At 66.0% G+C, this 20,765-nt stretch carries 21 protein-coding genes; 12 read left to right on the forward strand and 9 right to left on the reverse strand.

Going from position 1 to position 20,765, the window contains the following annotated elements; translation table 11 throughout:
* Positions 1-207: 207 nt before the first annotated feature.
* Genes M9921_14015 through M9921_14025 form a run of 3 tightly spaced genes read right to left on the reverse strand, consistent with a single transcriptional unit; the run spans position 208 to position 2,751 of the window.
* The gene (locus M9921_14015; GenBank protein MCO5297960.1) at positions 208-1,137 is read right to left on the reverse strand and encodes a TIGR01777 family oxidoreductase; all 930 of its coding nucleotides are present in this window, start codon (positions 1,135-1,137) and stop codon (positions 208-210) included.
* The gene (locus tag M9921_14020; protein MCO5297961.1) at positions 1,134-1,733 is read right to left on the reverse strand and encodes a UbiX family flavin prenyltransferase; all 600 of its coding nucleotides are present in this window, start codon (positions 1,731-1,733) and stop codon (positions 1,134-1,136) included. Before M9921_14020 ends, M9921_14015 begins: the two co-directional genes overlap by 4 nt.
* A 34-nt stretch (positions 1,734-1,767) precedes the next feature.
* A complete protein-coding gene (locus tag M9921_14025; GenBank protein ID MCO5297962.1) occupies positions 1,768-2,751 on the reverse strand; it encodes an NAD-dependent epimerase/dehydratase family protein in 984 nt (327 codons plus the stop codon).
* Positions 2,752-2,957: 206 nt separating this feature from the next.
* On the opposite strand from M9921_14025, the gene gyrA reads away from it, so the two are divergent.
* Complete coding sequence (gyrA, locus tag M9921_14030; GenBank protein ID MCO5297963.1) at positions 2,958-5,432, forward strand: DNA gyrase subunit A; 2,475 nt, start codon at positions 2,958-2,960, stop codon at positions 5,430-5,432.
* 13 nt (positions 5,433-5,445) lie between these two features.
* Here gyrA and M9921_14035 read toward each other — a convergent pair whose 3' ends face one another.
* From M9921_14035 to M9921_14045, 3 genes are read right to left on the reverse strand one after another with little or no spacing between them, the layout of a single operon-like run.
* A complete protein-coding gene (locus M9921_14035; protein ID MCO5297964.1) occupies positions 5,446-6,432 on the reverse strand; it encodes a hypothetical protein in 987 nt (328 codons plus the stop codon).
* Positions 6,423-6,965 (reverse strand): hypothetical protein, encoded by a 543-nt coding sequence (locus tag M9921_14040; GenBank protein ID MCO5297965.1) that lies wholly within the window; start codon positions 6,963-6,965, stop codon positions 6,423-6,425. The genes M9921_14035 and M9921_14040 overlap by 10 nt, the downstream gene beginning before the upstream one ends.
* The gene (locus tag M9921_14045) at positions 6,962-7,267 is read right to left on the reverse strand and encodes a DUF1844 domain-containing protein (protein MCO5297966.1); all 306 of its coding nucleotides are present in this window, start codon (positions 7,265-7,267) and stop codon (positions 6,962-6,964) included. Before M9921_14045 ends, M9921_14040 begins: the two co-directional genes overlap by 4 nt.
* A 71-nt stretch (positions 7,268-7,338) precedes the next feature.
* On the opposite strand from M9921_14045, the gene trxB reads away from it, so the two are divergent.
* Together trxB and M9921_14055 are read left to right on the forward strand one after the other, a co-directional pair.
* Positions 7,339-8,289 (forward strand): thioredoxin-disulfide reductase, encoded by a 951-nt coding sequence (trxB, locus tag M9921_14050; GenBank protein MCO5297967.1) that lies wholly within the window; start codon positions 7,339-7,341, stop codon positions 8,287-8,289.
* Between the two features lie 2 nt (positions 8,290-8,291).
* Positions 8,292-9,377 carry a hypothetical protein gene (locus M9921_14055; GenBank protein ID MCO5297968.1) on the forward strand — a complete coding sequence of 362 codons (1,086 nt, stop codon included), beginning with the start codon at positions 8,292-8,294 and terminating at the stop codon, positions 9,375-9,377.
* On the opposite strand, the gene M9921_14060 is transcribed toward M9921_14055, so the two are convergent.
* A complete protein-coding gene (locus M9921_14060) occupies positions 9,374-9,904 on the reverse strand; it encodes a TlpA family protein disulfide reductase (GenBank protein ID MCO5297969.1) in 531 nt (176 codons plus the stop codon). The two genes, M9921_14055 and M9921_14060, sit on opposite strands and share 4 nt — an antisense overlap.
* 91 nt (positions 9,905-9,995) lie before the next feature.
* Between M9921_14060 and M9921_14065 the strand changes: the two genes are divergently transcribed.
* Positions 9,996-11,348 (forward strand): hypothetical protein, encoded by a 1,353-nt coding sequence (locus tag M9921_14065; GenBank protein MCO5297970.1) that lies wholly within the window; start codon positions 9,996-9,998, stop codon positions 11,346-11,348.
* Here M9921_14065 and pheT read toward each other — a convergent pair.
* A complete protein-coding gene (gene pheT, locus M9921_14070; GenBank protein ID MCO5297971.1) occupies positions 11,272-13,347 on the reverse strand; it encodes a phenylalanine--tRNA ligase subunit beta in 2,076 nt (691 codons plus the stop codon). The two genes, M9921_14065 and pheT, sit on opposite strands and share 77 nt — an antisense overlap.
* Positions 13,348-13,396: 49 nt before the next feature.
* Here pheT and M9921_14075 point away from each other — a divergent pair, with 49 nt between their 5' ends.
* Positions 13,397-14,503, forward strand: a complete 1,107-nt coding sequence (locus tag M9921_14075; protein MCO5297972.1) for a hypothetical protein — start codon at positions 13,397-13,399, stop codon at positions 14,501-14,503.
* On the opposite strand, the gene pheS is transcribed toward M9921_14075, so the two are convergent.
* On the reverse strand, positions 14,460-15,482 hold the full coding sequence (pheS, locus tag M9921_14080; protein ID MCO5297973.1) for a phenylalanine--tRNA ligase subunit alpha: 1,023 nt from the start codon (positions 15,480-15,482) through the stop codon (positions 14,460-14,462). The genes M9921_14075 and pheS overlap by 44 nt on opposite strands.
* Positions 15,483-15,644: 162 nt before the next feature.
* On the opposite strand from pheS, the gene M9921_14085 reads away from it, so the two are divergent.
* From M9921_14085 to fliR, 7 genes are all read left to right on the forward strand, one after another.
* A complete protein-coding gene (locus M9921_14085; protein MCO5297974.1) occupies positions 15,645-16,256 on the forward strand; it encodes a flagellar basal body-associated FliL family protein in 612 nt (203 codons plus the stop codon).
* Between the two features lie 225 nt (positions 16,257-16,481).
* Positions 16,482-17,501, forward strand: coding sequence for a flagellar motor switch protein FliM (gene fliM / locus M9921_14090; protein ID MCO5297975.1), 1,020 nt, complete (start codon positions 16,482-16,484; stop codon positions 17,499-17,501).
* A 13-nt stretch (positions 17,502-17,514) separates the two neighbouring features.
* Entirely contained in the window at positions 17,515-18,420 is a 906-nt protein-coding gene (fliN, locus tag M9921_14095; GenBank protein ID MCO5297976.1) for a flagellar motor switch protein FliN, read from the forward strand.
* Complete coding sequence (locus tag M9921_14100; protein ID MCO5297977.1) at positions 18,421-18,942, forward strand: flagellar biosynthetic protein FliO; 522 nt, start codon at positions 18,421-18,423, stop codon at positions 18,940-18,942.
* Between the two features lie 13 nt (positions 18,943-18,955).
* Positions 18,956-19,717, forward strand: a complete 762-nt coding sequence (gene fliP / locus M9921_14105) for a flagellar type III secretion system pore protein FliP (GenBank protein MCO5297978.1) — start codon at positions 18,956-18,958, stop codon at positions 19,715-19,717.
* A 1-nt stretch (position 19,718) separates the two neighbouring features.
* Positions 19,719-19,988 carry a flagellar biosynthetic protein FliQ gene (locus M9921_14110; protein MCO5297979.1) on the forward strand — a complete coding sequence of 90 codons (270 nt, stop codon included), beginning with the start codon at positions 19,719-19,721 and terminating at the stop codon, positions 19,986-19,988.
* A 3-nt stretch (positions 19,989-19,991) separates the two neighbouring features.
* Positions 19,992-20,762 carry a flagellar biosynthetic protein FliR gene (gene fliR / locus M9921_14115; GenBank protein ID MCO5297980.1) on the forward strand — a complete coding sequence of 257 codons (771 nt, stop codon included), beginning with the start codon at positions 19,992-19,994 and terminating at the stop codon, positions 20,760-20,762.
* Positions 20,763-20,765 lie beyond the last annotated feature (3 nt).

Consider the following 20,765-nt stretch of genomic DNA (forward strand, 5'->3'; position numbering starts at 1 on the left):
TGTTCATCGCTTTGTCCGAACCCAAAAAGAAAAGGCCTCCATCCGAGACCTGGTCTCGGATGAAGGTCTTGCACTTGCGGAGCGACCGGCCTTGCGGCGTCTTGACGATCGTTCCTCCTTCGGCGGGCCGAAGGACGCTACTCCCCTTCTTGGGTTCTGTCGTTGTTCAACGCTTGCCCCGCGTGTTTGGTTCCTAAGGGAGCCCGCTCACCCCAATAGGGAGCGCAGGGCTTCTTCCAAATTGGGATAGGCGAAGCGGAAGCCGCGCCGCTCGGCGACGCGGGGCAGCACGTACTGGCCCTCGAGAAGGATGTCGGCGGGGGGTGCCCCGAACCACGAGGCCGCCCTCAACGCGAAGGCGGGCACGGGCGGGCTCCATGGGCGGTGAAGCACCTTGCGCATCGTCGCCATGAACTCTCGGTGCGACACGGGGTGGGGGGAGGTGACGTTGTAAGGCCCCTCCCACGCTTCGCCCTGCTCGGAAGAGCCCGTGGGAAGTCCCATGGCGGCGCGAACCATCGCGACGGCGTCCTCCTCGTGGATCCAACTCATTCCGTGCGCGCCGTCCGCGAGGTGCCCGCCGAGAAAGAGCTTGGTGAGCAGCGTCAGCGGCTTCAAGGCGCCCCCCTCGCGCGAGAGTACGACGCCCATGCGCGCGATCGCCAGACGGGCCCCGGCCCCCTGGAGGGGCGCCTGGGCGGCGTCCTCCCACGCCTGGCACGTCTCCCCCATGAACCCCGCGCCGGGCGGGGCCGTCTCGTCGACGCGCGCCTGGCCCGTCTCCCCGTAGTAGCCCACGGCGCTGAAGTTCACCCACACCGGAGGAGGGTTGGCGGCCGAGGCCATGGCCTCGGCTACGGCGCGGGTCGAATCGATTCGCGAGCGGACAATGAGTTCGCGCGTGCGCGCGTGCCAGCGCGAGAACACCGGGTAGCCCGAGAGGTTGACCACCGCATGGGCACCGCTCAGCTCCTGCGCCCACCCGCCCTGGGTCTTGCCGTCCCATACCGCCACCCGAGCACCCGCGGAGCCGCCCGGGGAGCGGCTGAGCACGACCACCTCGTGTCCGTCCCGGAGCAGGGAAGCGGCGAGGGCGGAGCCGATGAGACCGGACCCGCCCGCGAGGACGACCTTCACGACCCGTCCGCCATCCACTCGGCCTGCAGACCGTGGTTCACGCCCAACTGCTGGAGGATGCGGGCCACCACCGTGTCGGCAAGCTCCTCGAGGTTCTGGGGCCGCGTGTACCACGCCGGGCAAGCGGGCAAGACCGTGGCGCCGGCCTCCGCGAGCGTCGTAAGGTTGCGCAGCATGATCACGTTCCACGGCATCTCGCGCGGGACCACGATCAGCTTCCGCCCCTCCTTCAGACACACGTCCGCCGCGCGGGTCAACAGGTCGTTCGAGATGCCGTTCGCGATGCGTCCCACCGTTCCCATCGAGCAGGGAACGACGACCATCCCGTCGTGACGGAAGGAGCCGCTCGCAGGCGGAGTGAAGTAATCTCGTTCGTTAAGCAAACGAATGTTTGGGGTGTTGCAGCCAAGCCAGTCCTCGAGGTTTCCATCGCGGTTGGGGGCGACTCCCAGTTCGGTTTGCGCGACCTGGATCGCCTGGTCGCTCAGGGTGAGGAAGATCTCGCCGAAGTGCTTGGACGCATGGCGCAGAAGGCGCTGCGCATAGATCGAGCCGCTCGCTCCCGTGACGCCCACCACCAATCGTCCAGTACCCACAGGGGGAGTGTACTAGGGCGTGGGAGTGTCGAGATTAGACCGTCAGCGCCTTTTCGATCAGTTGCGCCTCGCGGTCGGGGTCGAGGCCGAGTTTGAGGGGCGCGGCGCGGGACTGCGTCCACGCCCAGGTGTCCCTTGCCGTGTCCTCGAGGGGGCGGAAGCGCAGGTTGGCGGCCACGGCCCGCCGGTTGGAGACCTGGAGGATGCCGTCGCCGTTCTCGGATTCCGGAATCCAGAACGGCAGGTCGGAGCCCGGTTGGACGCCCTCGGCCACGAGCAACTCGTCCGTGGGCCACACGACCAACGCGTCCGATCCCGTGCCCTTCTTGATGCCGCGCAGCATCTGCTCGAAGGTGAGGGGCTCGGCTGGGCCGCACGCGTTGTACGTGCCGCTGACCTTGTTCTCCACCATCCCGAGCGTCCACTCGGCGAGGTCGCGTGCGTCGATGACCTGCACGGGCTGCTCCTTGCGTCCCGGACCTAAGACCGTTCCACCGCGCCCAATGCGGTCCACCCAGTAGGTGAAGCGGTCGGTGGGGTCGTGCGGACCCACGATGAGGCCGGGTCGGACGATGAGGCTCGACGACGGGAAGGCTTTCTCCACCTCGTGCTCGCACAGCGCCTTGAGGGCTCCGTATGTTTCGCCGTTGACCTCCTCCGTCGTTTCGTCCTCGATCGTCGCGAGCGCACTGGTCTCCGACAGATGGGGGTCGGAGGCGTCGGCGTAGACCGAGATGGTCGAGATGAAGGTGGTGTGGTTCACGCGCCCTGCGAGTTCCTGGCACGCCAGGCGCACCACGCGCGGCACGTAGCCGCACGTGTCGATCACGGCGTCCCAGTGACCCGTGTGAAGCGGCGCCAGGCCCTTCGTGCGGTCTCCGTGAATCTCCTCCGCGCCGGGCACCGCTCCGGCATGTGTACCCCGGTTGAAAAGCGTGACGTGGTGTCCGCGTTTCAACGCGGCTTCGGCGAGGGCCCGCCCGACGAACACCGTGCCTCCGAGAATCAGGATCCTCATGCCACCAGCGTACACCGTCGAACGGCAAATTGGGACGGGTGCGCATGCCCCATCGCACGGTCGGGTCAACGTGGGGACGATGCACGCCCGTCGAGCGGGCGTGGCAAGCGGTTTGAACCTGAAACCACGTGCCTCTACGGGGTACACTTCGAACCTGAGCACGACGTCTCCAAGAGGCGGCGAAACCCCCTTCCAAGGACTCCGATTTGGCAGAGCAAGACCAACACATTTCGATCGTCAACGTGGACGAGGAGCTAGGCCGCTCCTACGTGAACTACGCGATGTCCGTCATCATCGCGCGCGCCCTTCCCGACGTGCGCGACGGACTCAAGCCCGTGCAGCGCCGCATCCTCTACGCGATGCGCCAGCTCAACCTCGATCCGGGGAGCGGCTACTCGAAGTGCGCGAAGGTTTGCGGCCAGACCAGCGGCGACTACCACCCCCACGGCGAAGCGGTCATCTACCCGACCCTCGTGCGCATGGCGCAGCCGTTCACCCTCCGCTACCCGCTCGTGGACGGGCAGGGCAACTTCGGGTCGATCGACGGCGACTCGCCCGCGGCGATGCGGTACACGGAGTGCCGGCTCACGCCTCTGGCCATGGAGCTGATGGAGGATCTCGACCGCGAGACGGTCGACTGGATTCCCAACTACTCCCAAACGCTCGAGGAGCCCACGGTTTTCCCGGGCAAGTTCCCGAACCTGCTTTGCAACGGCTCGACCGGCATCGCGGTCGGGATGGCTACGAACCTGCCGCCGCACAACCTCACCGAGGTGTGCAACGCGATGCTCATGCGGCTCGACAACCCCGCGTGCACGCTCGACGAGATCATGGAGGTCATGCCGGGCCCCGACTTCCCGACGTACGCCACGATCATGGGCACCAAGGGCATCCGCAGCGCCTACGAGACCGGCCGCGGGTCGATCGTGATGCAGGCCAAGACGATGATCGAGCCTGGAGATTCGGGCAAGGCCGTCATCGTCGTCACCGAAATCCCCTACCAGGTGAACAAGGAGACGCTCATCAAGAGCATCGCCGCGATCGCCAAGGACCGCAAGTTCGACGGCATCCTCAATGTGCAGGACTACTCCGACAAGCGCGGCATGCGCATCGAGGTCGAAATCCGGCGCGACGTGCAGCCGAACAAGGCGCTGAACTACCTGCTGAAGCACACGACCCTTCGCACGACGTTCGGCGCGATCATGCTCAGCCTTGCGGAGATGGTTCCCCGCACGTGCCCGCTGGTCACGATGCTGGACGAGTACATCAAGCACCGCCGCATCGTCATCGAGCGCCGCACGCGCTACGAGCTTTACCGATCCCTCGAAGAGGTCCACCTCAACGAGGGCTTCCAGATCGCCAGGCGGTTCCTCGACGAGATCATCGCCCTGATCCGACGCAGCGAAGATCCCGGCGAGGCTCGGGCGGAGATGGTGCGCGAGTTCGACATGTCCCCGTTCCAGGCGAACGCGGTGCTGAACATGCCGCTCCGCCGGCTCACCCGCATCCAGCAGCAGGAGCTGGAGAACGACTACAAAGCCGCGCTGCGACGCGTGCAGAACCTGATGGACATCCTCAACGACGACGCGCGCCTGACGGGCGTGCTTCGCGACGAGTTGACCCAGCTTCGCGACAAGCACGGCGACGAGCGCCGCACGAAGATCATCGCGCGCGAGGCCGGCGAGTTCACGGACGAGGACCTCATCCCCGAGGAGGAGGCGATCATCTCGATCTCGCGCGACGGCTACATCAAGCGCGTGAGCATCGAGGCCTACCGCCAGCAGAAGCGCGGCGGGAAGGGCGTGAGCAACACGCTGAAGGCCGACGACGAACCCGCGCACCTGTTCCAGGTCAGCACGCACCACTTCATCCTGTTCTTCACGGACCGCGGGCGCGTGTACAAGCTCAAGGGGTACGAGATCCCCGAAACGGGCCGCTACGCCAAGGGCATGCCCGTCATCAACTACATCAACATCGAGAGCGGCGAACGGGTGACGGCCACCGTCAGCGTGAAGGACATCAAGGGAGAAGGCTTCCTCACGATGGTCACGAAGATGGGCGAGATCAAGCGCTCGAAGATGGCCCACTTCGAGAACATCCGCTCCAACGGCCTCGTGGCCTTCGACATCGAAGAGGGCGACGAGCTGGGCTGGGTGCTGAAGACGCGCGGCACCGACGACGTCCTCATCGTCACGCGGCTCGGCCAGTCGATCCGGTTCGCCGAGAAGAACGTCACGGGCCGCACGCGCGCCGCCGGCGGCATGCGCGGCATCCGACTCAAGCCGGGCGACGAGGTGGTGGCCGTCGACTACGTGCGACCCGACTCCACCCTCCTGGTGGTCGGCGAGAACGGGTTTGGCAAGCGCACCCGATTGGACGAGTACCGCGTCCAGGGCCGAGGCGGCTCGGGCATCCTCACGATGAACGTGACCGCGAAGACCGGTCCGATCGTCGGGGCGGAGGTCGTGGAGGACGAAGACCGTCTCCTGGTGATGACCACGCAGGGCAAGGGCATCCGCATCCGCGTGAGCGGGATTCGCGAAGTCGGCCGCATCGCGCAGGGCGTCAAACTCATCAACCTGGCCACTGGAGACCACGTTCGCTCGATCGCGCGACTCGTGCAAGGCACCGACGACGGCGAGTTCGAGGATCAGGAGCCGACCGGAGAAGAAGAAGAGTAGGGGCGAGGAGCCCCTACTCCAACCCGAGGATGAACGGCTGGTAGGATCGCGCGGGCTTGAACCCGTGCCTTCCGTAAAAGGCCTCGAGCGTCGTCCAATCGATGATGCAGCGCTTGGTCCCGTGCTCCTTCAGGGCGAGCAGGGACGCACCCAGAAGCGCATCGCCAAACCCCTTCCCGCGCACGCCCTTGGACACCCCGATCGGACCGAGGCTGCCCCATCGCTCCCCCAGGTCCAGATGCCAGACGGCGCCGCCGAACGGCATCTTCTGGCCCTCACGCTGGGTCACGGCAAAACCTTCCACCTGGTCGGCGACGAACAGGCCGTAGACGCCTTCCGAAGTGCCCTCCTCTGCGATCATCCTCATCGTGTCGCTGGCCCAGCGGCCTGGAAACTCCCGCTCGAGGAACTGCTCGAGCGCCCCTAAATCGTCCTCGTGAATCGGGCCCACCGTCGTGGCTCCCGCCGCCGATTTCGGCCGCTGGCGAGCGTCCCAACCCGAAAGCACCGCGAGGCACCCTTGGGGGGGCTCGTAATCCGAGAGGTCGCGCTCAAGATCGATTACTTCGCCCCCCTCGTCGAACCCTTCGATGATCAAGAAGTCGCGAAGGGCCGTGCACTCGCTGGGACACCCGGGGAAGAAGTGGCGCGAGTCCGCGCCGAACACAAGCTTGTAGACACCCCGGTCGCGCAGGATCGATTTCACCCGGGCGACGAGATCGACCGCCAGGCTGGGATCCGAGTAGACGAGGCACGTGAGGTGGGCCTGGTCGGGGTCCGGTCCCGAGAACAGGGTGGGATTGGCCGAGCGCTTCACGGCGACAAAGGCGCGCGGACCGTCCTCGCCGAGATCGATGGCCGAGGCCCCCCAATCGAACAGGGGGGAGTCCACCGTGTTGGCCCGCAGCAGCTCGGGCGTCACGACGAATCGGGACGGGAGGGTCTGGCCCCAAAGCTCGGCCAGCGCGCCGAAATCCGCCTGCTCGAAACCTACGCGCATCCGCTCTCGCGCCGAACCAAGGAGCGCAGGTGGTCGCCGTAGTGGATCAGGGATTCGCGCGTCCGTTGGAGGCGCTCGATCATCTGCCCGTCGTCCGCCCGCAGGAACTCGTCGAGCGAAGAGGCGCAAAAGAGCGCTTCGAACGCGTCCGCCGACTGGCCGTGCAGGTCCAGCCCCTGACGCGTGTCCGCCGAGTCGAATCGAAGGTAGGCCACGACGTACTTCCGGATCGCGGGGTAGTTGGACAGCATCCATTTGCGGTGCGACGCGTACTCGCCCTCCAACTTCGCCGTTGGACCATATTGCGCCGAATCGCACAAGGTTTCCACTAGAAGGTTGTACCGATCGTAGAATCCGCGAAGCTGCTCGAACCGTTCCGAAGGCGTCGGAGCCGCCGACGCGGCGCGCGCGCGCTGCGCCGCGTCGCGCATGTCGAGCGAGGCGACGCGAAGGCGATTGGGCATGCGCCGCAACCAGAGCCAAGCCACGTTGGCGCCGCGGGCCACTCGCGCCGCCGCCTGTTGACCGATCATTGCTGAGCCTCCTTTGCCTTCTGCACGTAGTTCATCCGCAGGTCCCGGACCAAGGTGTGGATCCGCCGCTTGTCCTCGTCGTCCAGCTTTCCTTCGATGAAGGTGGACAGGTGGGTCGTGACGTCGATCGCGACCTTCGCTTCGGCCAGGTCGGCGTGGATCGTTCCCGTCACCATGTCGGGCTGGAGGCCGAGCTTCTGCCAAGCCACGGCCGCCATCTGATCGACCATGAACGTCAGGATGCTGAAGACGCTCAGGGGCTCGGGCGCCTCGGGGGTGGGAGTGTCGTGCGATTCCGCCATCCAGTTTTCAGGACGTCGAAAACGGCCCGGACGATGCCTCGAATGGCGAATGGTAATCTTCTCGTCAACCCATGTCTGAAACCTCGCCCCTCCACAACGTCATCATCATCGGCTCCGGACCCGCCGGCTACACGGCGGCGCTGTACAACGCGCGGGCGAATCTCGACCCCGTCGTCTTTGCGGGGTTGCAGCCGGGCGGGCAGTTGATGATCACGACCGACGTGGAGAACTACCCTGGCTTCCCCGACGGGGTGATGGGCCCCGACATGATGGAGCTCTTCCGCAAGCAGGCGGAACGGTTCGGCGCGATCGTCAAGTTCGAGGAGGTCACGCGCGTGGACCTCTCGGAGAGGCCGTTTCGCGTCTTTGTGGGCGAAGAGGAGTTCCGGTGCCGCGCGCTCATCGTCTGCACGGGGGCGAGCGCCAAGTGGATCGGGCTGGAGAGCGAGGTCACGTTCGGCGGCCACGGAGTCAGCGCGTGCGCGACGTGCGACGGCTTCTTCTTCCGCGGGAAGGAGGTGCTGGTCGTCGGAGGGGGCGATACGGCGATGGAGGAGGCGCACTATCTGACCCGCCACGCGAGCAAGGTGTACGTCGCGCATCGTCGGGACGAGTTCCGCGCCAGCAAGATCATGCAGGAGCGCGTGCTGGCGAACCCCAAGATCGAAGTGCTCTGGAACACGGTGGTCGACGAAATCCTCGGCCAGCACGAACCGTCGAAGAAGGTGACGGGCGTGCGGCTTCGCAACACCGTGGACGACACCTTGCGCGAGCTGCCCTTGGACGGCGTGTTCGTCGCGATCGGGCACAAGCCGAACAGCGACCTGGTCAAGGGGATGTTGGAGATGGACGAAGTGGGATACCTCAAAGTCGAGCCGCACTCGACGCGCACCAAGATTCCCGGGGTGTTCGTGGCGGGCGACGTGGCCGACAGCGTGTACCGGCAAGCGGTTTCGGCCGCCGGCACCGGCTGCATGGCCGCGATCGACGCGGAGCGGTTCCTCGAAGCCGAGGGCCACTAGCCGTGCTCCCTCTGCTCGCGGCGCTCGTGCTCGCCGGCGGGGGCCAAGGGCCCATCGCCCGCGCCCTCTATCTGCCGAATCCCGGCTTCGAGCGCTCACGCCTCCTCCTGCACATTCCCACCGACCGCATGGAGGTCCCCAAGTTCGCGCCGAAGCACCCGGAGTGGCAATTCGACTGGATCACCAGCGTTTTGGGAGATGTCGAGGGCGAGCCCGTGCAGTACGAGCTTCGGTTCCGGGTCTTCGCGCAGGAGCGGCGGAAAGCCAACGACAAGGGCGAGAGCGTGGGCCGCCTCCTTGGCCGCCTGTGGGAGTACAACAACTACCGCCTCCGGTTCGATCACGCCCCGCACTTCAACAACCGGGTCGTCGACGTCTACATCTGCTACGGGGGCGAACCGGGCGGGGAGCAACTGTTCGACGAGGACAGCGGCGCCGACGGCCGGCCCGTGAAGGTCAACACGATCTACATCTACGCCCTCGACTCCTTCACCGAGCCCGTGGAGATGGCGCGCGAGGTTTGCCACGAGTACGGCCATGCCACGCTCCCCCCGATCGGGGGTTTCTCCGAGCCTGAGGATTGGGCGAACGGCTTTCTCGGCGAGAAGCTGTACATGCGCACGCTGCGGGACAAGATGGCGGCCAAGCTGCTCGAGCCCGTCGATGCGATGGGCGCGACCCTCGAGGCGATCGACGCGTGGGTGAAACGCAACGTGGACCCGCTGGTTCAGTCCGCTGCCCTGAAGGGGCCGGATGCCGAGTTGCTTGCGGGGAAGGGCCCGGCCGCGATGGACGCGTACCTCGGGCTTGCCACGTATGCCGAAGCGGTGTTGCCGATGGCCGTCTTTCGGCGCTCCCTCGTGCTGACCGGCTCGACCAAGGCGTCGGACTTTCCCAACGCGCTCGTGATGGCCTCAGAAGAGCCCGACACCTACGAGCTGACGATCCCGGAGATTCTCAAGGGCAAGACGCTCTGGATCCCACTGGGCAAAGCCAAGGTGACCGGAGCGAAGGTGCTCCAGCGCAAAGGGGATTGGGCGAAGCTCCAGCCCGAGGCTGGAGCCAAACTCGCCGTTGTGAACCGTTAGGGGAGTTGCTTCGCCGCCGAAATGAGGTCCTTGACGACCGACTCGAGGATCTTCTCGGTCCCATCCCCAAAGCCCACTTGGACCTTCTGCACGACGCCGTCGCGGCCGATGAGGATCATCGTGGGAATGCCACGAACGCCCCAAGCCCGGGCCATCTCGTCGTTGTTCACCGTGAACAGGTAGCCGTAGCCGTGCTCCTTCTTGTACTCCTTCGCCGGGGTGATCTTGTCCTCGGTGCGCTCGAACGTGTTGGCGCCGATGACGACCAGACCGTCCTTGCCGTACTTCTCGTGGAGCGCCTGCAGGCTTGGAGCCGCCTTCTTGCAAGGGCCGCACCACGTGGCCCAGAAGTCGATCAGCACGACCTTGCCCTTCAGGGTCTCGTTGGTCACGGTCTTGCCGTTGAGGTCCGTCATTTTGAAGGCCGGAGCCGGTTTGCCGGCCAGGGCCTCGACGCCCTCTTGGGCGAACGCCGCCGTGGTGACCAGCAGGGCCGCGGCCGTCAGTGCGATTCTTCGTAAGTTCATCAATCAGTCTCCTTCGCGTGTCTTGTTCCTAGAACGCACGTTTGGCCAAGAGAGTTTCCCACGGGCTCGTCTTGGGAAGCATAATCGCGGGGTGGGGCGTTGGAAGTGGGCACTGTTGGTGGCGCTGTGCGCCTGCGTGCCTGTCTGGACGGCTCGCGCGTCGAGCCCCGGGCTTCTACAGGACTCGGACACCGCCGTGATGCTGCGCGCCCTGCAGGAGCGCGCGGATCCTTGGAGTTGGTTTCGCACCGACTGGCCCCTCGAAAACCACTTCTACCGGCCCGTGTCCACGCTCACGTTCGAGTGGGACCTGGCCCGCGGCGGGGGCGCCGGCGCCTTCGGAGCCACCAACGCCCTCTTGGCGATCGGCGGCATCTTGGCCCTGTTCTGGCTTCTTCGGGAGATGGCCGACAGCCCCTGGATGGCCGGTTTGGGAGCGGTTCTATTCGCCTCATGGCTGGTGGGGTTCGGCCAGGGTCTCGAACAGGTGGCTTGGGTCGTCGCCGCCTCGGCGCTGGCGCTGGCCGTGCTGCCCGGGCGCCGGTTGGCGGCCGCTGGGGTGGCCGCCGGGGCCTGGGTGTTCGCGGGAGCGGAGTGGATTCCCATCGCCCCCCTGCACTTCCGGATGCTGGACTGGATCCCCGGCCGCACAGCGTCCGTGATGGGGCTCTTCGCGCTGGTTTCGATGGCCGCGTACGCGCGCTACGAACGATGTGGGACGGCGGCGGCGCGCCCGGCTCCCGGTCCCCTCGATCCCCCGGCGACCAAGAGCAGCGTGGCGGCGGTCGCTGCCAGCCGCTGGAACGTCGCGTGGATCGGCGTGTCGCTTGCGGCCTTGGCCCTGGCGCTGGGCAGCTACGAGCAGGCGGTCATGGTGCCTGCCGCGCTGCTTGGCATCGCCGTCTCCTTCCGCCTGGAGGGGCGCCGGGTGCGGTGGGGATGGCACCTGCTGTTCTGGGCGGCCCTGGTGGGCTACCTGCTGTTGCGCGCGTCCGTCGTTCCCTCGGATCCTTCGGGTTACCAACAGCAGCAGTTTCGAACCGGGCCCGGAGTGGGACTCTCCCTGCTGGACTACCTGCTGCCCGCCGCCGGGGTCGTGTGGACCTCGATCGGCCTGATGGAGCAAGGCGTGTATCTGCTGCTTTCGGCCGGGTTCTGGGCGGTCTTGGTCTCGGTCGCCTCCACGGTGGCGATCGTGTTGGCCTTGAGGCGTCGATGGCGGCTTGCGCTCACGGGTTGGGCTCTCTCCAGCCTGGCGTTTCTGCCGATGGCGTGGATGAAGGCGTTCGACCACTACCACTACTGGCCGATGGCGCTTCGCACGTTGTTTGTGGCATCCGTCGTCGGGGCCGCCGCGAATGCGTGGATCAGCGCAGCGTCGCGCCCAACGCTTCAAGCGCCTTCACGGCCCGATCCCGCACCTGGTTCGCTTCCTCGTCCGTGAAGTTCTCGCCGGCCTTTCGCAGTTGGAGGGCGATCGAGAGACTGTGCGCGTCGTCGGGGATGCCCTTGCCCGTGTACTGGTCGAACAGCCAAACGCGCTCGAGAGGCTCGCCGCATGCCTCGCGGATCGCCGCTTCCAAGCGCGCGTAGGGCGTGGCCTTCGGGATCAAGATCGAAAGGTCGCGCCGCACCGCGGGGTTGCGGCTGATCGCGTGGAACTTCGACGAGGCGCCGGGATGCGCCCAGAGTGTGTACAGGTCGACCTCCGCGACGACCGTCGCGTCGGGCAAGCCTGCCGCCTCTGCAAGGTCTGGATGGATGCGGCCGACCAGCGCGACTTTGACGTCGTCCACGCGGAAGACGGCCTGCTGCGTGGGGTGCAGGCGCGGATCTGCGCTCGCGGAGGCCACCGCGCGTCGCGGGCCGAACCCATCCACGCCGTCGCCGATACGAAACACCTCTTCGAGCACGGCCTTCGCGCTGAAGAAGTCGGCTTCGGCCGAAGGTTGCCCTTTCCAGTGAGCGGGTTGCAGGGCGCCCGTCGAGAGAAACGCCAGCTCGGTGGCGTCGTGCGCGTAGGCCGCGTCGGGCAGGAAGTTGCCAAAGGTCGCGCCGATCTCGAACAGGTGGAGGTCGCGGCCTCCGTTGCGCGCCGCGGTCTCGGCGAGTCCTGGGAGCAAGGAATTGCGCAGCAGAGCCGCCTCGGGCGAGTGGGGATTGCGCGGGCCGAACCGCTCGCTGCCGGGATAGTCGAGGGGGTGTTTGGCGCCGAGGGAGTGGTGGATGGTCTGCGTGAATCCGCACCGGAGCAGCGCCGCGCGCACGCGGTCCACATAGCGCTCGAACCCGAAGACGCCCCCCTGCACGGTCGTTCCCTGAAGGGGCTGCTCGGGAATCTTGTCGTAGCCGTAGACGCGGCCGACCTCCTCGACCAGATCGTCTTCGCGCACCACGTCGAACCGCCAGCTCGGCACGCGCACGGCGAAGGGTTCGCCATCGCCCTCGATCGCGAACCCGAGGGCCTCGAGCGCCTGTTTCGCCACGCGCGCTCCGACGGGCATTCCCAGCAGTCGCTCGACGCGGGACATCCGGAGATCGAGCGTGCGGGACGGGGGCGGGGCGGGGAACACCTCGACGATCCCGGGAACGATCTCCCAACCCGCGTCGGCCCCTTCGAGAAGCTCCGCGAACCGGTTGAGGGCTGCGGGAACCCCCTCGGGATCGACGCTGCGCTCGAACCGGTAGGAAGCCTCGGTGGAGAGGCCGAGCTGCTTTCGCGTCCGCCGGACGCTCGTGCACTCGAAGTGGGCGGATTCGAGCAGCACGGTCTTGGTCCGGTCCGAAACCTCGGTCTCGAGGCCGCCCATGATGCCCGCGGCGGCCACGGGGCGTTCCGCGTCGCAGATCATCATCTGGCCCGGTCGAAGCTCGTGCTCCTCGCCGTTCAGGGTCGTGAGGGTTTCGCCCGCCCGGGCTTCGCGGACGACGATGCGCCCGCCGCGCAGCGTGTCGAAGTCGAAGGCGTGGACCGGCTGGCCGAGTTCGAGCATCACGTAGTTGGTGAGGTCGACGAGGAGGCTGATGGGGCGCTGGCCCGCGCGGCGAAGCCGGTCGCGGATCCAGGCGGGCGCCTCGCCGTTGCGTCCGTTCCTGAAGAGCCGGCACGCATAGCGGGTGCACGCGGCGGTTTCGATGGAGACCTGGGCCATGCCTTGGGCTTCCGCGCCGCCCGCATCGGGGCGCGGGTAACGGTTGCCGGCTCTTGCATAGAGATCCGTGGGTGTGGCCGAAGCGTCCTTGGCCAACACCTCGCGGGCAAGTCCCTGGACCGAGAGTCCGTCGCCGCGATTGGAGACGACGCGGATGTCGAGGACGGGCTCGCCCTCGACCTCGTCGATGCCCTCGAGTTCGAAACCCGCCATCGTCAGCAAGTCGCCCAGTTCGGTTGCCGAGAGAGAGGTCTCGACAAAGTCGCGCAGCATCGAGACGGGGAACTTCATCGCGCGACGAGTCTACCAAACCCTCGCGTGCACCACAATGGAGGCCGCGATGACGATTGCCGCGCTGTGGTGTCTGGTGCAGGTCGCCCAGGTCGGTCCGCTGCCCGTGGGCCGGGACGTGTGGGGCTTGGCTCTGTGCGAGGGTGGGAAGACGTTGGCGATCTCCCACCGGACGAACCGCCTGTCGATCCTCACGGTGGATTCGGGAGTGGTCCGAACCGGCGCCCAGGCGGGGCCCGACGGGGCGATGCTCACCGAACTGTCCCTTTCTTCGGACGCCAAGACGCTGGTCGCCGGCAACGAAAACCCGGAGTCGGGCGCCAATCCAACGTGGGACACCGACACGTGGAAGACAGGGGTGCCCTTCGGCATCCGCACGACGGTGGAGTCGGCCGAAGCCAGCTCGAGGGCGAGGTTCTCCGGGGACGGCCGGTTCATTTTCGGAGAGCATCGGGATTCGGGTTCGCTGGCGGCGTTCGACCCTGCTACTGGGACTCCGAGCTTCCAGATGGTGCCAAACGCGGCCTACCCGATGAGCGCCTGGGACGCCGCGCCTATGGACACGTTCGTGGCGTTTGTCCAGGAGGACCTCGGGATTCAGATCTGGGCGCCGGTTCCAACGGCGACCTCGGACCGGTGGGCGGAGCGGGAGCCTCGCCTGCCGCTCCCCGAACCCGTGCAGCTTCTCCGCTTCTCGCCCGACGGTCGGACCCTCGCCGTGGTCGGGGGCAGCGGGGAGGCGCACCGGATTCTCTTTGTCCCGTTGGAGCCCGACCAGCAGGAGATCACCGTCGATCTGGGAGATCTCGACGCCCGCGCGGGGGTGTGGTTCCCTGATTCGCGGCGCCTGGCCCTCGCCGGCCTCGAGGGCCGCATCGCGATCGTGGACACGGTGGCCGGGCGCGTGCTCCATCGCTGGTTAGGGCACGAGGGCCGCCACGTGCGCGCCGCGATCGTCACGGAGGAGGGCCGACTCGTCACCGGAGCCGCCGGCGCCTACAGCGAGAAGGAGGGCGGCCAGATCACGTGGTGGAACGATCAAGGCGAAGCGCTAAGAACCGTCGCCATCCCACAAACACGACAAACGACCAACGATAAACGATCAACGGCGCCTAAGCTCGGAACTGTTCGAGGAACCGCAGATCGTTCTCCATGAAGTAGCGCAAATCGTCGATACCGCGGGCGAGCATGGGGATGCGCTCGACCCCGAGGCCGAACGCGAACCCGCTGTACTTCTCCGTGTCGATGGCGTACGACTCGAGGATGTTCGGGTGGATGAGGCCCGCGCCGCCCAGTTCGATCCAGCCGGAGGCCTTGCACACCGGGCACCCGCCGCCCTTGCAGAAGGGGCAGGAGATCGCGTAATCCACTCCCGGTTCCACGAAGGGGAAGAAGTCGGGCCGGAACCGCACCTTCACGTCGTCGCCGAACATGGCGCGCGCGAACTGCCCAAGGGTGCCCTTGAGGTGGGCCATCGACACGCCCTCGTCGATCATAAACGCGTCGACTTGGTGGAACGTGTGGCCATGCGTCCGGTCCACCGCCTCGTTGCGGAAGCACCGCCCGACGGTGAAGACGCGCAAGGGCGGCTTGACCTTCTCGAAGATGCGGCCCTGGAGCGCAGTGCACTGGGTGCGCAGCACGTGCGTGGCGTCGATGTAGAACGTGTCCTGCTCGTCCATGGCGGGGTGGTCGGGCGGGTAGTTCAGCGCGTCGAAGTTGTACTTGGTGAGTTCGAGCTCGGGTGATTCGGCGTAGCGGAAACCCAGCCCGACCAGCACGTCGCGGATGCGGTTGGTCGCTTGCTGGAGCACGTGTTCGATCCCGACGCGAAGTGGCCGCGCGGGCATCGTCACGTCGAGGCGCTCCGCCTCGAACCGAGACGCTTGCTCGCCGCCCTTGAGCTGCTCCTGACGGGCCTCGATTTCCGCCTGGAGGCGCGCCTTCAGCTCGTTCACTTTCTGTCCGAAGAGGGGCTTCTCTTCCGCGGGAAGGGTCCCGATCTGGCGCAGCAGGCCCGTGACCAGCCCGCTCTTTCCCAGGTAGCGAATCTCCAGCTCGCGCAACGACGCGGTGGCCTGGGCGTTGGCGATTTCGCTTCGCGCTTCCTCCTCGAGTGCTTCGATCGGTTGCATGCAGGCTCAGGTATGGCGCATGGAAGGGGCAGAATGCAACCTTCCCACACTCCAGCGGATGGTCGTCGACCGGAATTCACCCGAAGGGCACCATGTGAAATCCTGCGACAAATGCGGAACAACCTCCGTGGGGACCGCTGCCCCGCTGGAGCACGAACAAGGATGTCGGACGAACCCAAGGAAGCAACAGAAGAAGTCAAGAAGAAGAAGGGTGGGAAGCTCCCCATCGTCATCGCCCTCGTGGCCGTCTTGGCCGGTGGCGGCTTCTTCATGATGAAGGCCAAGGGGGGCAAGCACGAGCCGCCCCCGCTCAAGCTCGGCGCGATCGAGCCTCTCAAGGAGTTCTTGGTGAACCTGAAGGAGGGCAACGTCTACCTTCGCACCGAGATCGCGTTGCATTTCAAGGAGGGCTTCAAGAAGGAAGAGCTGGACAAATCCCTGCCGGCCGTGGAAGATGCGATCGTGACGTTGCTCGGGGCTCGAAGCTCGACCGAGATCCGAACGCTGGACGGGAAGGCTAAGCTCAAGCGCGATCTCGCTGAGGCCATCAACAAGGTGCTCGAGGCTGCCGAGAAGGCCGCGCATCCCGAGGAGGCCGCGGAGGAGGAGCCGGCGGCAAAGGACGGCGAGAAGCAGACCTCGGACAAGAAGGACCCCAAGGCCGGAAAAGAAGCGAAGCATGACGAGGAGCCGCCCAAAGATCTGCACCCCGATTGGGACTCGCAGACGGGGCCTGTGCTCAAGCTCTACTTCACCAGCTTCGCCACGCAGTAAAGACCACTGGAGAGGGATGGAGAGGGCTCGTACCGCAAGGTGCGGGCCCTTCGTCGTTCTTCGTTGTTGGTCCTTGGGCCTTGGGCCCCCTTGTCAACCCTCGCGCGGGTTGTGAGGTTTTTCGACTCGCGGAGCTAAAGAAAGCGCGCTTGGAGCCGATACCCATACTGATGGCCCGAGAAGCGCCTCTCCGAAAGGGGCGGCTTGGGACCGAGGTTGCCGAGCGTGTCTGAAATCCTTTCCCAAGCTGAAATCGAAGCGCTGCTGAACTCCTTGAACACGGAGGACGGCGAGCCTGCGGCGTCGGAATCCGCCGACTTCGAAGGTTCGGCGCCGGTTGCACGGCCCCGGTCGAACAAGCCGAAGCAGACCATCGCCTACGAGATCTACGATTTCCGAAGACCGGACAAGTTCAGCAAGGACCAGTTGCGCACGCTTCAGATGCTGCACGAGACGTTCGCGCGCCTCGCCGGCTCCTCGCTCTCCGCCTACCTGCGCACGCCGGTCGCCGTGGACCTGATCTCCCTGGAGCAGGTTCCCTACGAAGAGTATCTGCGCAGCATCAACCAGAGCGTCTTCACCATTCTCTCGCTGCCCCCGCTCTCCGGCCAAGCGGTCCTGGAGTGCGAATTCAGTTTGATCTTCTCGATGATCGACCGGATGTTGGGCGGACCCGGCAAGGGCATTCCCCGCAACGTGCTGACCGACATCGAGCGCCCCCTGGTCCGCCAGATTCTCGAGCGCCTGTTCGGCGCGCTGAAGACGTCTTGGGAGGGCGTCGTCATGGTGAATCCCGGGATCGAGGGGATGGAGACGAGCGCCCAGTTCGTGCAGATCGCGCCGCCAAGCGACATCGTCGTCACGGTGCTGCTCGAGGTGAAGGTTGGAAGCCAGCGGGGCGCCATGAGCCTCTGCGTTCCGTACGTGGTGCTCAAACCGATCACCACGAAGCTCAGTGGGCAGAAGTGGTTCGCGACGAACAACCGCAAGAGCGGAAAAGGCGCGCGGGCGGTGCTCACCCACAAGTTGCAGGGCGCCCGCGTCGAGTGTTCGGTCCACCTGGGCAACGCCAAGATCACGATGAACGAGTTCGTGAATCTCAAGCCGGGCGATGTGGTTCGGCTCGACCAGCGGACGGAGCGCGAGCTGCGGCTGCTCATCGGCAACGTCCCCAAATTTCACGGCAAGCCGGCCCTCCAAGGCAAAAACGTCGTGTTCGCTGTTTCGCATCCGATCGAGGAGTAGGAGTACCCCTTCCATGTCCGTTCAACCCAGTGAATTGATCAACCAACTTGCCCCCCTGCAGGAGGGCATCTGGCAGACGGTCTCCAAGACCGTCTCCGAAGCGGCGGGCCAAGAGATCCAGTTCGCCAGCCCCCTGTGCATGCAGGCGAACCCGCAGGAGTTGATCGCCGAGTTTAACGCGCCGGTGCTCGCCGTGCAGTTCGCGTTCGGCGGGATCCCCGAAAGCCAACAGGTCGTCCTGCTCACGCAGGAGACTTTCGTGGCCTTCGCGTCGCTGGTCAAGCAGGAGCTGGTCGAGAGCGCGGACGAGAACCTCGTGGCGGACGTCCGTCCGGCGCTCGAGGCGCTCGTTCAGGGCCTCTGCCTGTCGATCGGAGAGAATCTGGGCGAACCCGTCGTCGCGACGGGCCTCACGTTCCGGTTCCAGAACTTCGCCTTTCCGCAAAACATGCAGCGCGGCGAAGAGATCGCCCGAACGCAGATCGCGATGTCGGGCGAAGACCTCAACGGCACGGCGATCTGGCTGATGGACTTCGACTCCGTGGCCCACGCCTTGGCGGTGGAGTACAGCCCCGAGATTCCCGAGAGTCCGTTTTCTCAAGTTGCGGAGGCGCCCGCCGGCCCCGCGGTTCCGTTCATCCACGAGGAAACGGCGGGCATGGAGCTCGTGCGCGACATCCCGCTTGAAATCACCGTCGAGTTGGGGCGTGTGAAAATGCTGGTCAAAGATGTCTTGGAGCTGGGCACGGGCTCGATCGTCGAGATCGACAAAGCGGCGGGCGAGCCGGTGGACGTCCTCGTCAACGGCCTGAAAGTCGCGCGTGGGGAAGTGGTCGTGATCGAGGACAACTTCGGCGTCCGAATCACCGAGGTCATCAACCCCAACGAGCGACTCGGCGCCCTCGGAGAGGTCGCCTAGATGCGAACTCATTCGTTCGCCGCACTGATGGTGTTGGCGACGTCCGCAGGGGCGCAAGACCTCGGCACAAAACCGGACCCGCTCACGTCCGCCGCGGCATCCTCGGGCGGTGGTCTCGGCCTCATGGCGTTGGTGCAGATGCTCATCGCCTTGGGCATCGTGCTCGCGGTCGTGAAGTGGGCTCTGCCCCGATTCGCCTCTTCGTTCAACAAACGGCTGGCGCCGGGCGTGGGAAGCCCGATCAAGATCGAGGAGTCCGCGGCGTTTGCCGGCGGCAACCTCTACGTGGTTTCCGTCCGCGGCCGCGACCTGTTGCTCGCTTCGAGCCAGGCCGGCGTCTCGTGTCTGGCCGACTTGACGCCCGCCGAGACGCGGCCCGAGGCCCCTGCGTTCGGCGACCTTTTGGAGCGCGCCCAACGGACCCCTTCCCGGGCCGCGATCGCCGTCGACGAACCGACCCCCGAACCCGACCCCTCGGCGATCGCCGAGGCCCTGAGCCGCCTCGACCGCCTTGCCGGCTGACCCCGATCGACCTATGCGTGCCCTCTTCCTTGCGCGAACGACCCTGGTGATTTTGCTGGTGCTGGGCGCCTGCGCGGCTTGGGCGCAGAGCGGGCTCCCGACGCCCCAGGTCTCGATCAACATGGGTGCCGGCGCGCCTGGAAAGGACGGCGACGTGAGTGCGTCGCTTCAGATCCTGGCGATGCTGACGGTGCTCAGCCTCGCTCCCGCGATCCTGATCCTCACGACGGCTTTCACCCGCATCGTCATCATTTTCGGATTCCTGCGAAGCGCGATCGGCACCCCCACGATCCCGCCGAACCAGGTCGTGATCGGCTTGAGCCTCTTCCTCACGTTCTTCGTCATGGCGCCCACCTACGACCAGGTGAACACGCAAGCCCTCCAGCCGTACCTGGCCAAGGAGATCCCGATGAACACCGCCATCGAGCGGGCGCAGGGTCCGGTGCGGGAGTTCATGCTCAAGAACACCTACGAGAAGGACTTGGGACTGTTCCTTCGGCTCTCGAAACAGAGCCCCAAGACCCGGAACGACGTCTCGCTGGTGTCGCTGATTCCCGCCTTTGTGATCAGCGAACTCAAGACGGCCTTTCTCATCGGCTTCTATCTCTTCGTTCCGTTCCTGATCATCGACCTCATCGTCGCCAGCGGCCTGATGTCCATGGGCATGATGATGCTGCCGCCCACGGTCGTCTCGCTGCCGGCCAAGGTCTTGGTGTTCGTTCTGGCCGACGGGTGGAGCACGTTGGTGAGCGCCATCCTGGCGGGGTACCGATAAGATGGACGAGTCCGCCGTTCTCGAATTCGCCCGGCAAGGCATCGTGACCGCGCTGATGGTCTCGCTGCCCGTGTTGGCGGTCGCTCTGTTTCTCGGGGTCATGGTGAGCGTGTTTCAAGCCATCACCCAGGTCCAAGAGGCGACGCTCACGTTTGTACCGAAGATGTTCGGGGTTGCGCTCGTGGGGGCGCTCATGGGCAGTTGGATGCTCAACACGCTGGTCTCCTTCCTGATGATCGCGTTCGAGCACGTGGCGCGGGCGGGGAGGTAGCGGATGCGGTTCGACGAGCCGATGCTGTTCGCATTCCTGCTCGTCTTCGTGCGCTGTTCGGCGATGCTGGTCACGTCGCCCGTGTTCGGGGCGCAGAACACCCCGCTTCCGGTGCGCATTCTCACGACCCTCTCCATTTCGGGGGCGATGACGCTCGCGCTCAAGCCCAACGGCATCGAGCCGCCCGGCGACTTGTACCTCCTGGCCGCCGCGGTGACGCACGAGGCGTTCGCGGGGGTCGTGATCGGCATGTTCCTCCAACTCGTGCTTCAGGCGGCGTTGATGGCGGGCGCCCTTCTTGACCTTCAGGCGGGGTTGGGCATGAGCCAGACCCTGAACCCGGTGTCGGGAGTCTCCGCGACGGTGCTTTCGCAATACAAGTTCATGCTGGCGGTCGTGGTGTTCCTTGCTGTGAACGGCCACCACGTGATGCTCCAGGCGTTCGCCGACAGCTACAAGGCCCTGCCGTCGGCGGGCACGCAGGGCCTCCAAATCCTGCAGGACCACCTGCTGCTCGCGATCGGTCGCATGAGCTTGGTGGCGCTCCAGATCGCGGCGCCCGTGATGGCGGTGGGCATGGTGGTCGACGCCTCGCTGGGCGTCGTCAACAAGGCCGTTCCGCAGATGCAGGCGTTCCTGGTCGGTCTCCCGGCGAAGATCCTGATGGGACTCGTCGCGATGAGCCTGACGCTTCCCGCCCTCGCCTCGGCGGTGCAGACGGGCGTCGATTCCGCGGCCGAATCGATCTACGCCACGTTCCAGGTGCGGAGGTAGGCC

Source organism: Fimbriimonadaceae bacterium (assembly GCA_023957775.1).
Lineage (GTDB): Bacteria > Armatimonadota > Fimbriimonadia > Fimbriimonadales > Fimbriimonadaceae > JAMLGR01.

What these genes read in the sequence shown, in the direction of transcription:
- M9921_14060 (MCO5297969.1), bottom strand. Translation starts at nt 9,904, where the DNA reads ATGAACTTACGAAGAATCGCACTGACGGCCGCGGCCCTGCTGGTCACC.
- M9921_14110 (MCO5297979.1), top strand. Translation starts at nt 19,719, where the DNA reads ATGGACGAGTCCGCCGTTCTCGAATTCGCCCGGCAAGGCATCGTGACC.
- M9921_14040 (MCO5297965.1), bottom strand. Translation starts at nt 6,965, where the DNA reads ATGATCGGTCAACAGGCGGCGGCGCGAGTGGCCCGCGGCGCCAACGTG.
- M9921_14035 (MCO5297964.1), bottom strand. Translation starts at nt 6,432, where the DNA reads ATGCGCGTAGGTTTCGAGCAGGCGGATTTCGGCGCGCTGGCCGAGCTT.
- pheT (MCO5297971.1), bottom strand. Translation starts at nt 13,347, where the DNA reads ATGAAGTTCCCCGTCTCGATGCTGCGCGACTTTGTCGAGACCTCTCTC.
- M9921_14075 (MCO5297972.1), top strand. Translation starts at nt 13,397, where the DNA reads ATGACGATTGCCGCGCTGTGGTGTCTGGTGCAGGTCGCCCAGGTCGGT.
- M9921_14100 (MCO5297977.1), top strand. Translation starts at nt 18,421, where the DNA reads ATGCGAACTCATTCGTTCGCCGCACTGATGGTGTTGGCGACGTCCGCA.
- fliP (MCO5297978.1), top strand. Translation starts at nt 18,956, where the DNA reads ATGCGTGCCCTCTTCCTTGCGCGAACGACCCTGGTGATTTTGCTGGTG.
- pheS (MCO5297973.1), bottom strand. Translation starts at nt 15,482, where the DNA reads ATGCAACCGATCGAAGCACTCGAGGAGGAAGCGCGAAGCGAAATCGCC.
- M9921_14085 (MCO5297974.1), top strand. Translation starts at nt 15,645, where the DNA reads ATGTCGGACGAACCCAAGGAAGCAACAGAAGAAGTCAAGAAGAAGAAG.
- fliR (MCO5297980.1), top strand. Translation starts at nt 19,992, where the DNA reads ATGCGGTTCGACGAGCCGATGCTGTTCGCATTCCTGCTCGTCTTCGTG.
- M9921_14045 (MCO5297966.1), bottom strand. Translation starts at nt 7,267, where the DNA reads ATGGCGGAATCGCACGACACTCCCACCCCCGAGGCGCCCGAGCCCCTG.
- fliN (MCO5297976.1), top strand. Translation starts at nt 17,515, where the DNA reads ATGTCCGTTCAACCCAGTGAATTGATCAACCAACTTGCCCCCCTGCAG.
- trxB (MCO5297967.1), top strand. Translation starts at nt 7,339, where the DNA reads ATGTCTGAAACCTCGCCCCTCCACAACGTCATCATCATCGGCTCCGGA.
- M9921_14025 (MCO5297962.1), bottom strand. Translation starts at nt 2,751, where the DNA reads ATGAGGATCCTGATTCTCGGAGGCACGGTGTTCGTCGGGCGGGCCCTC.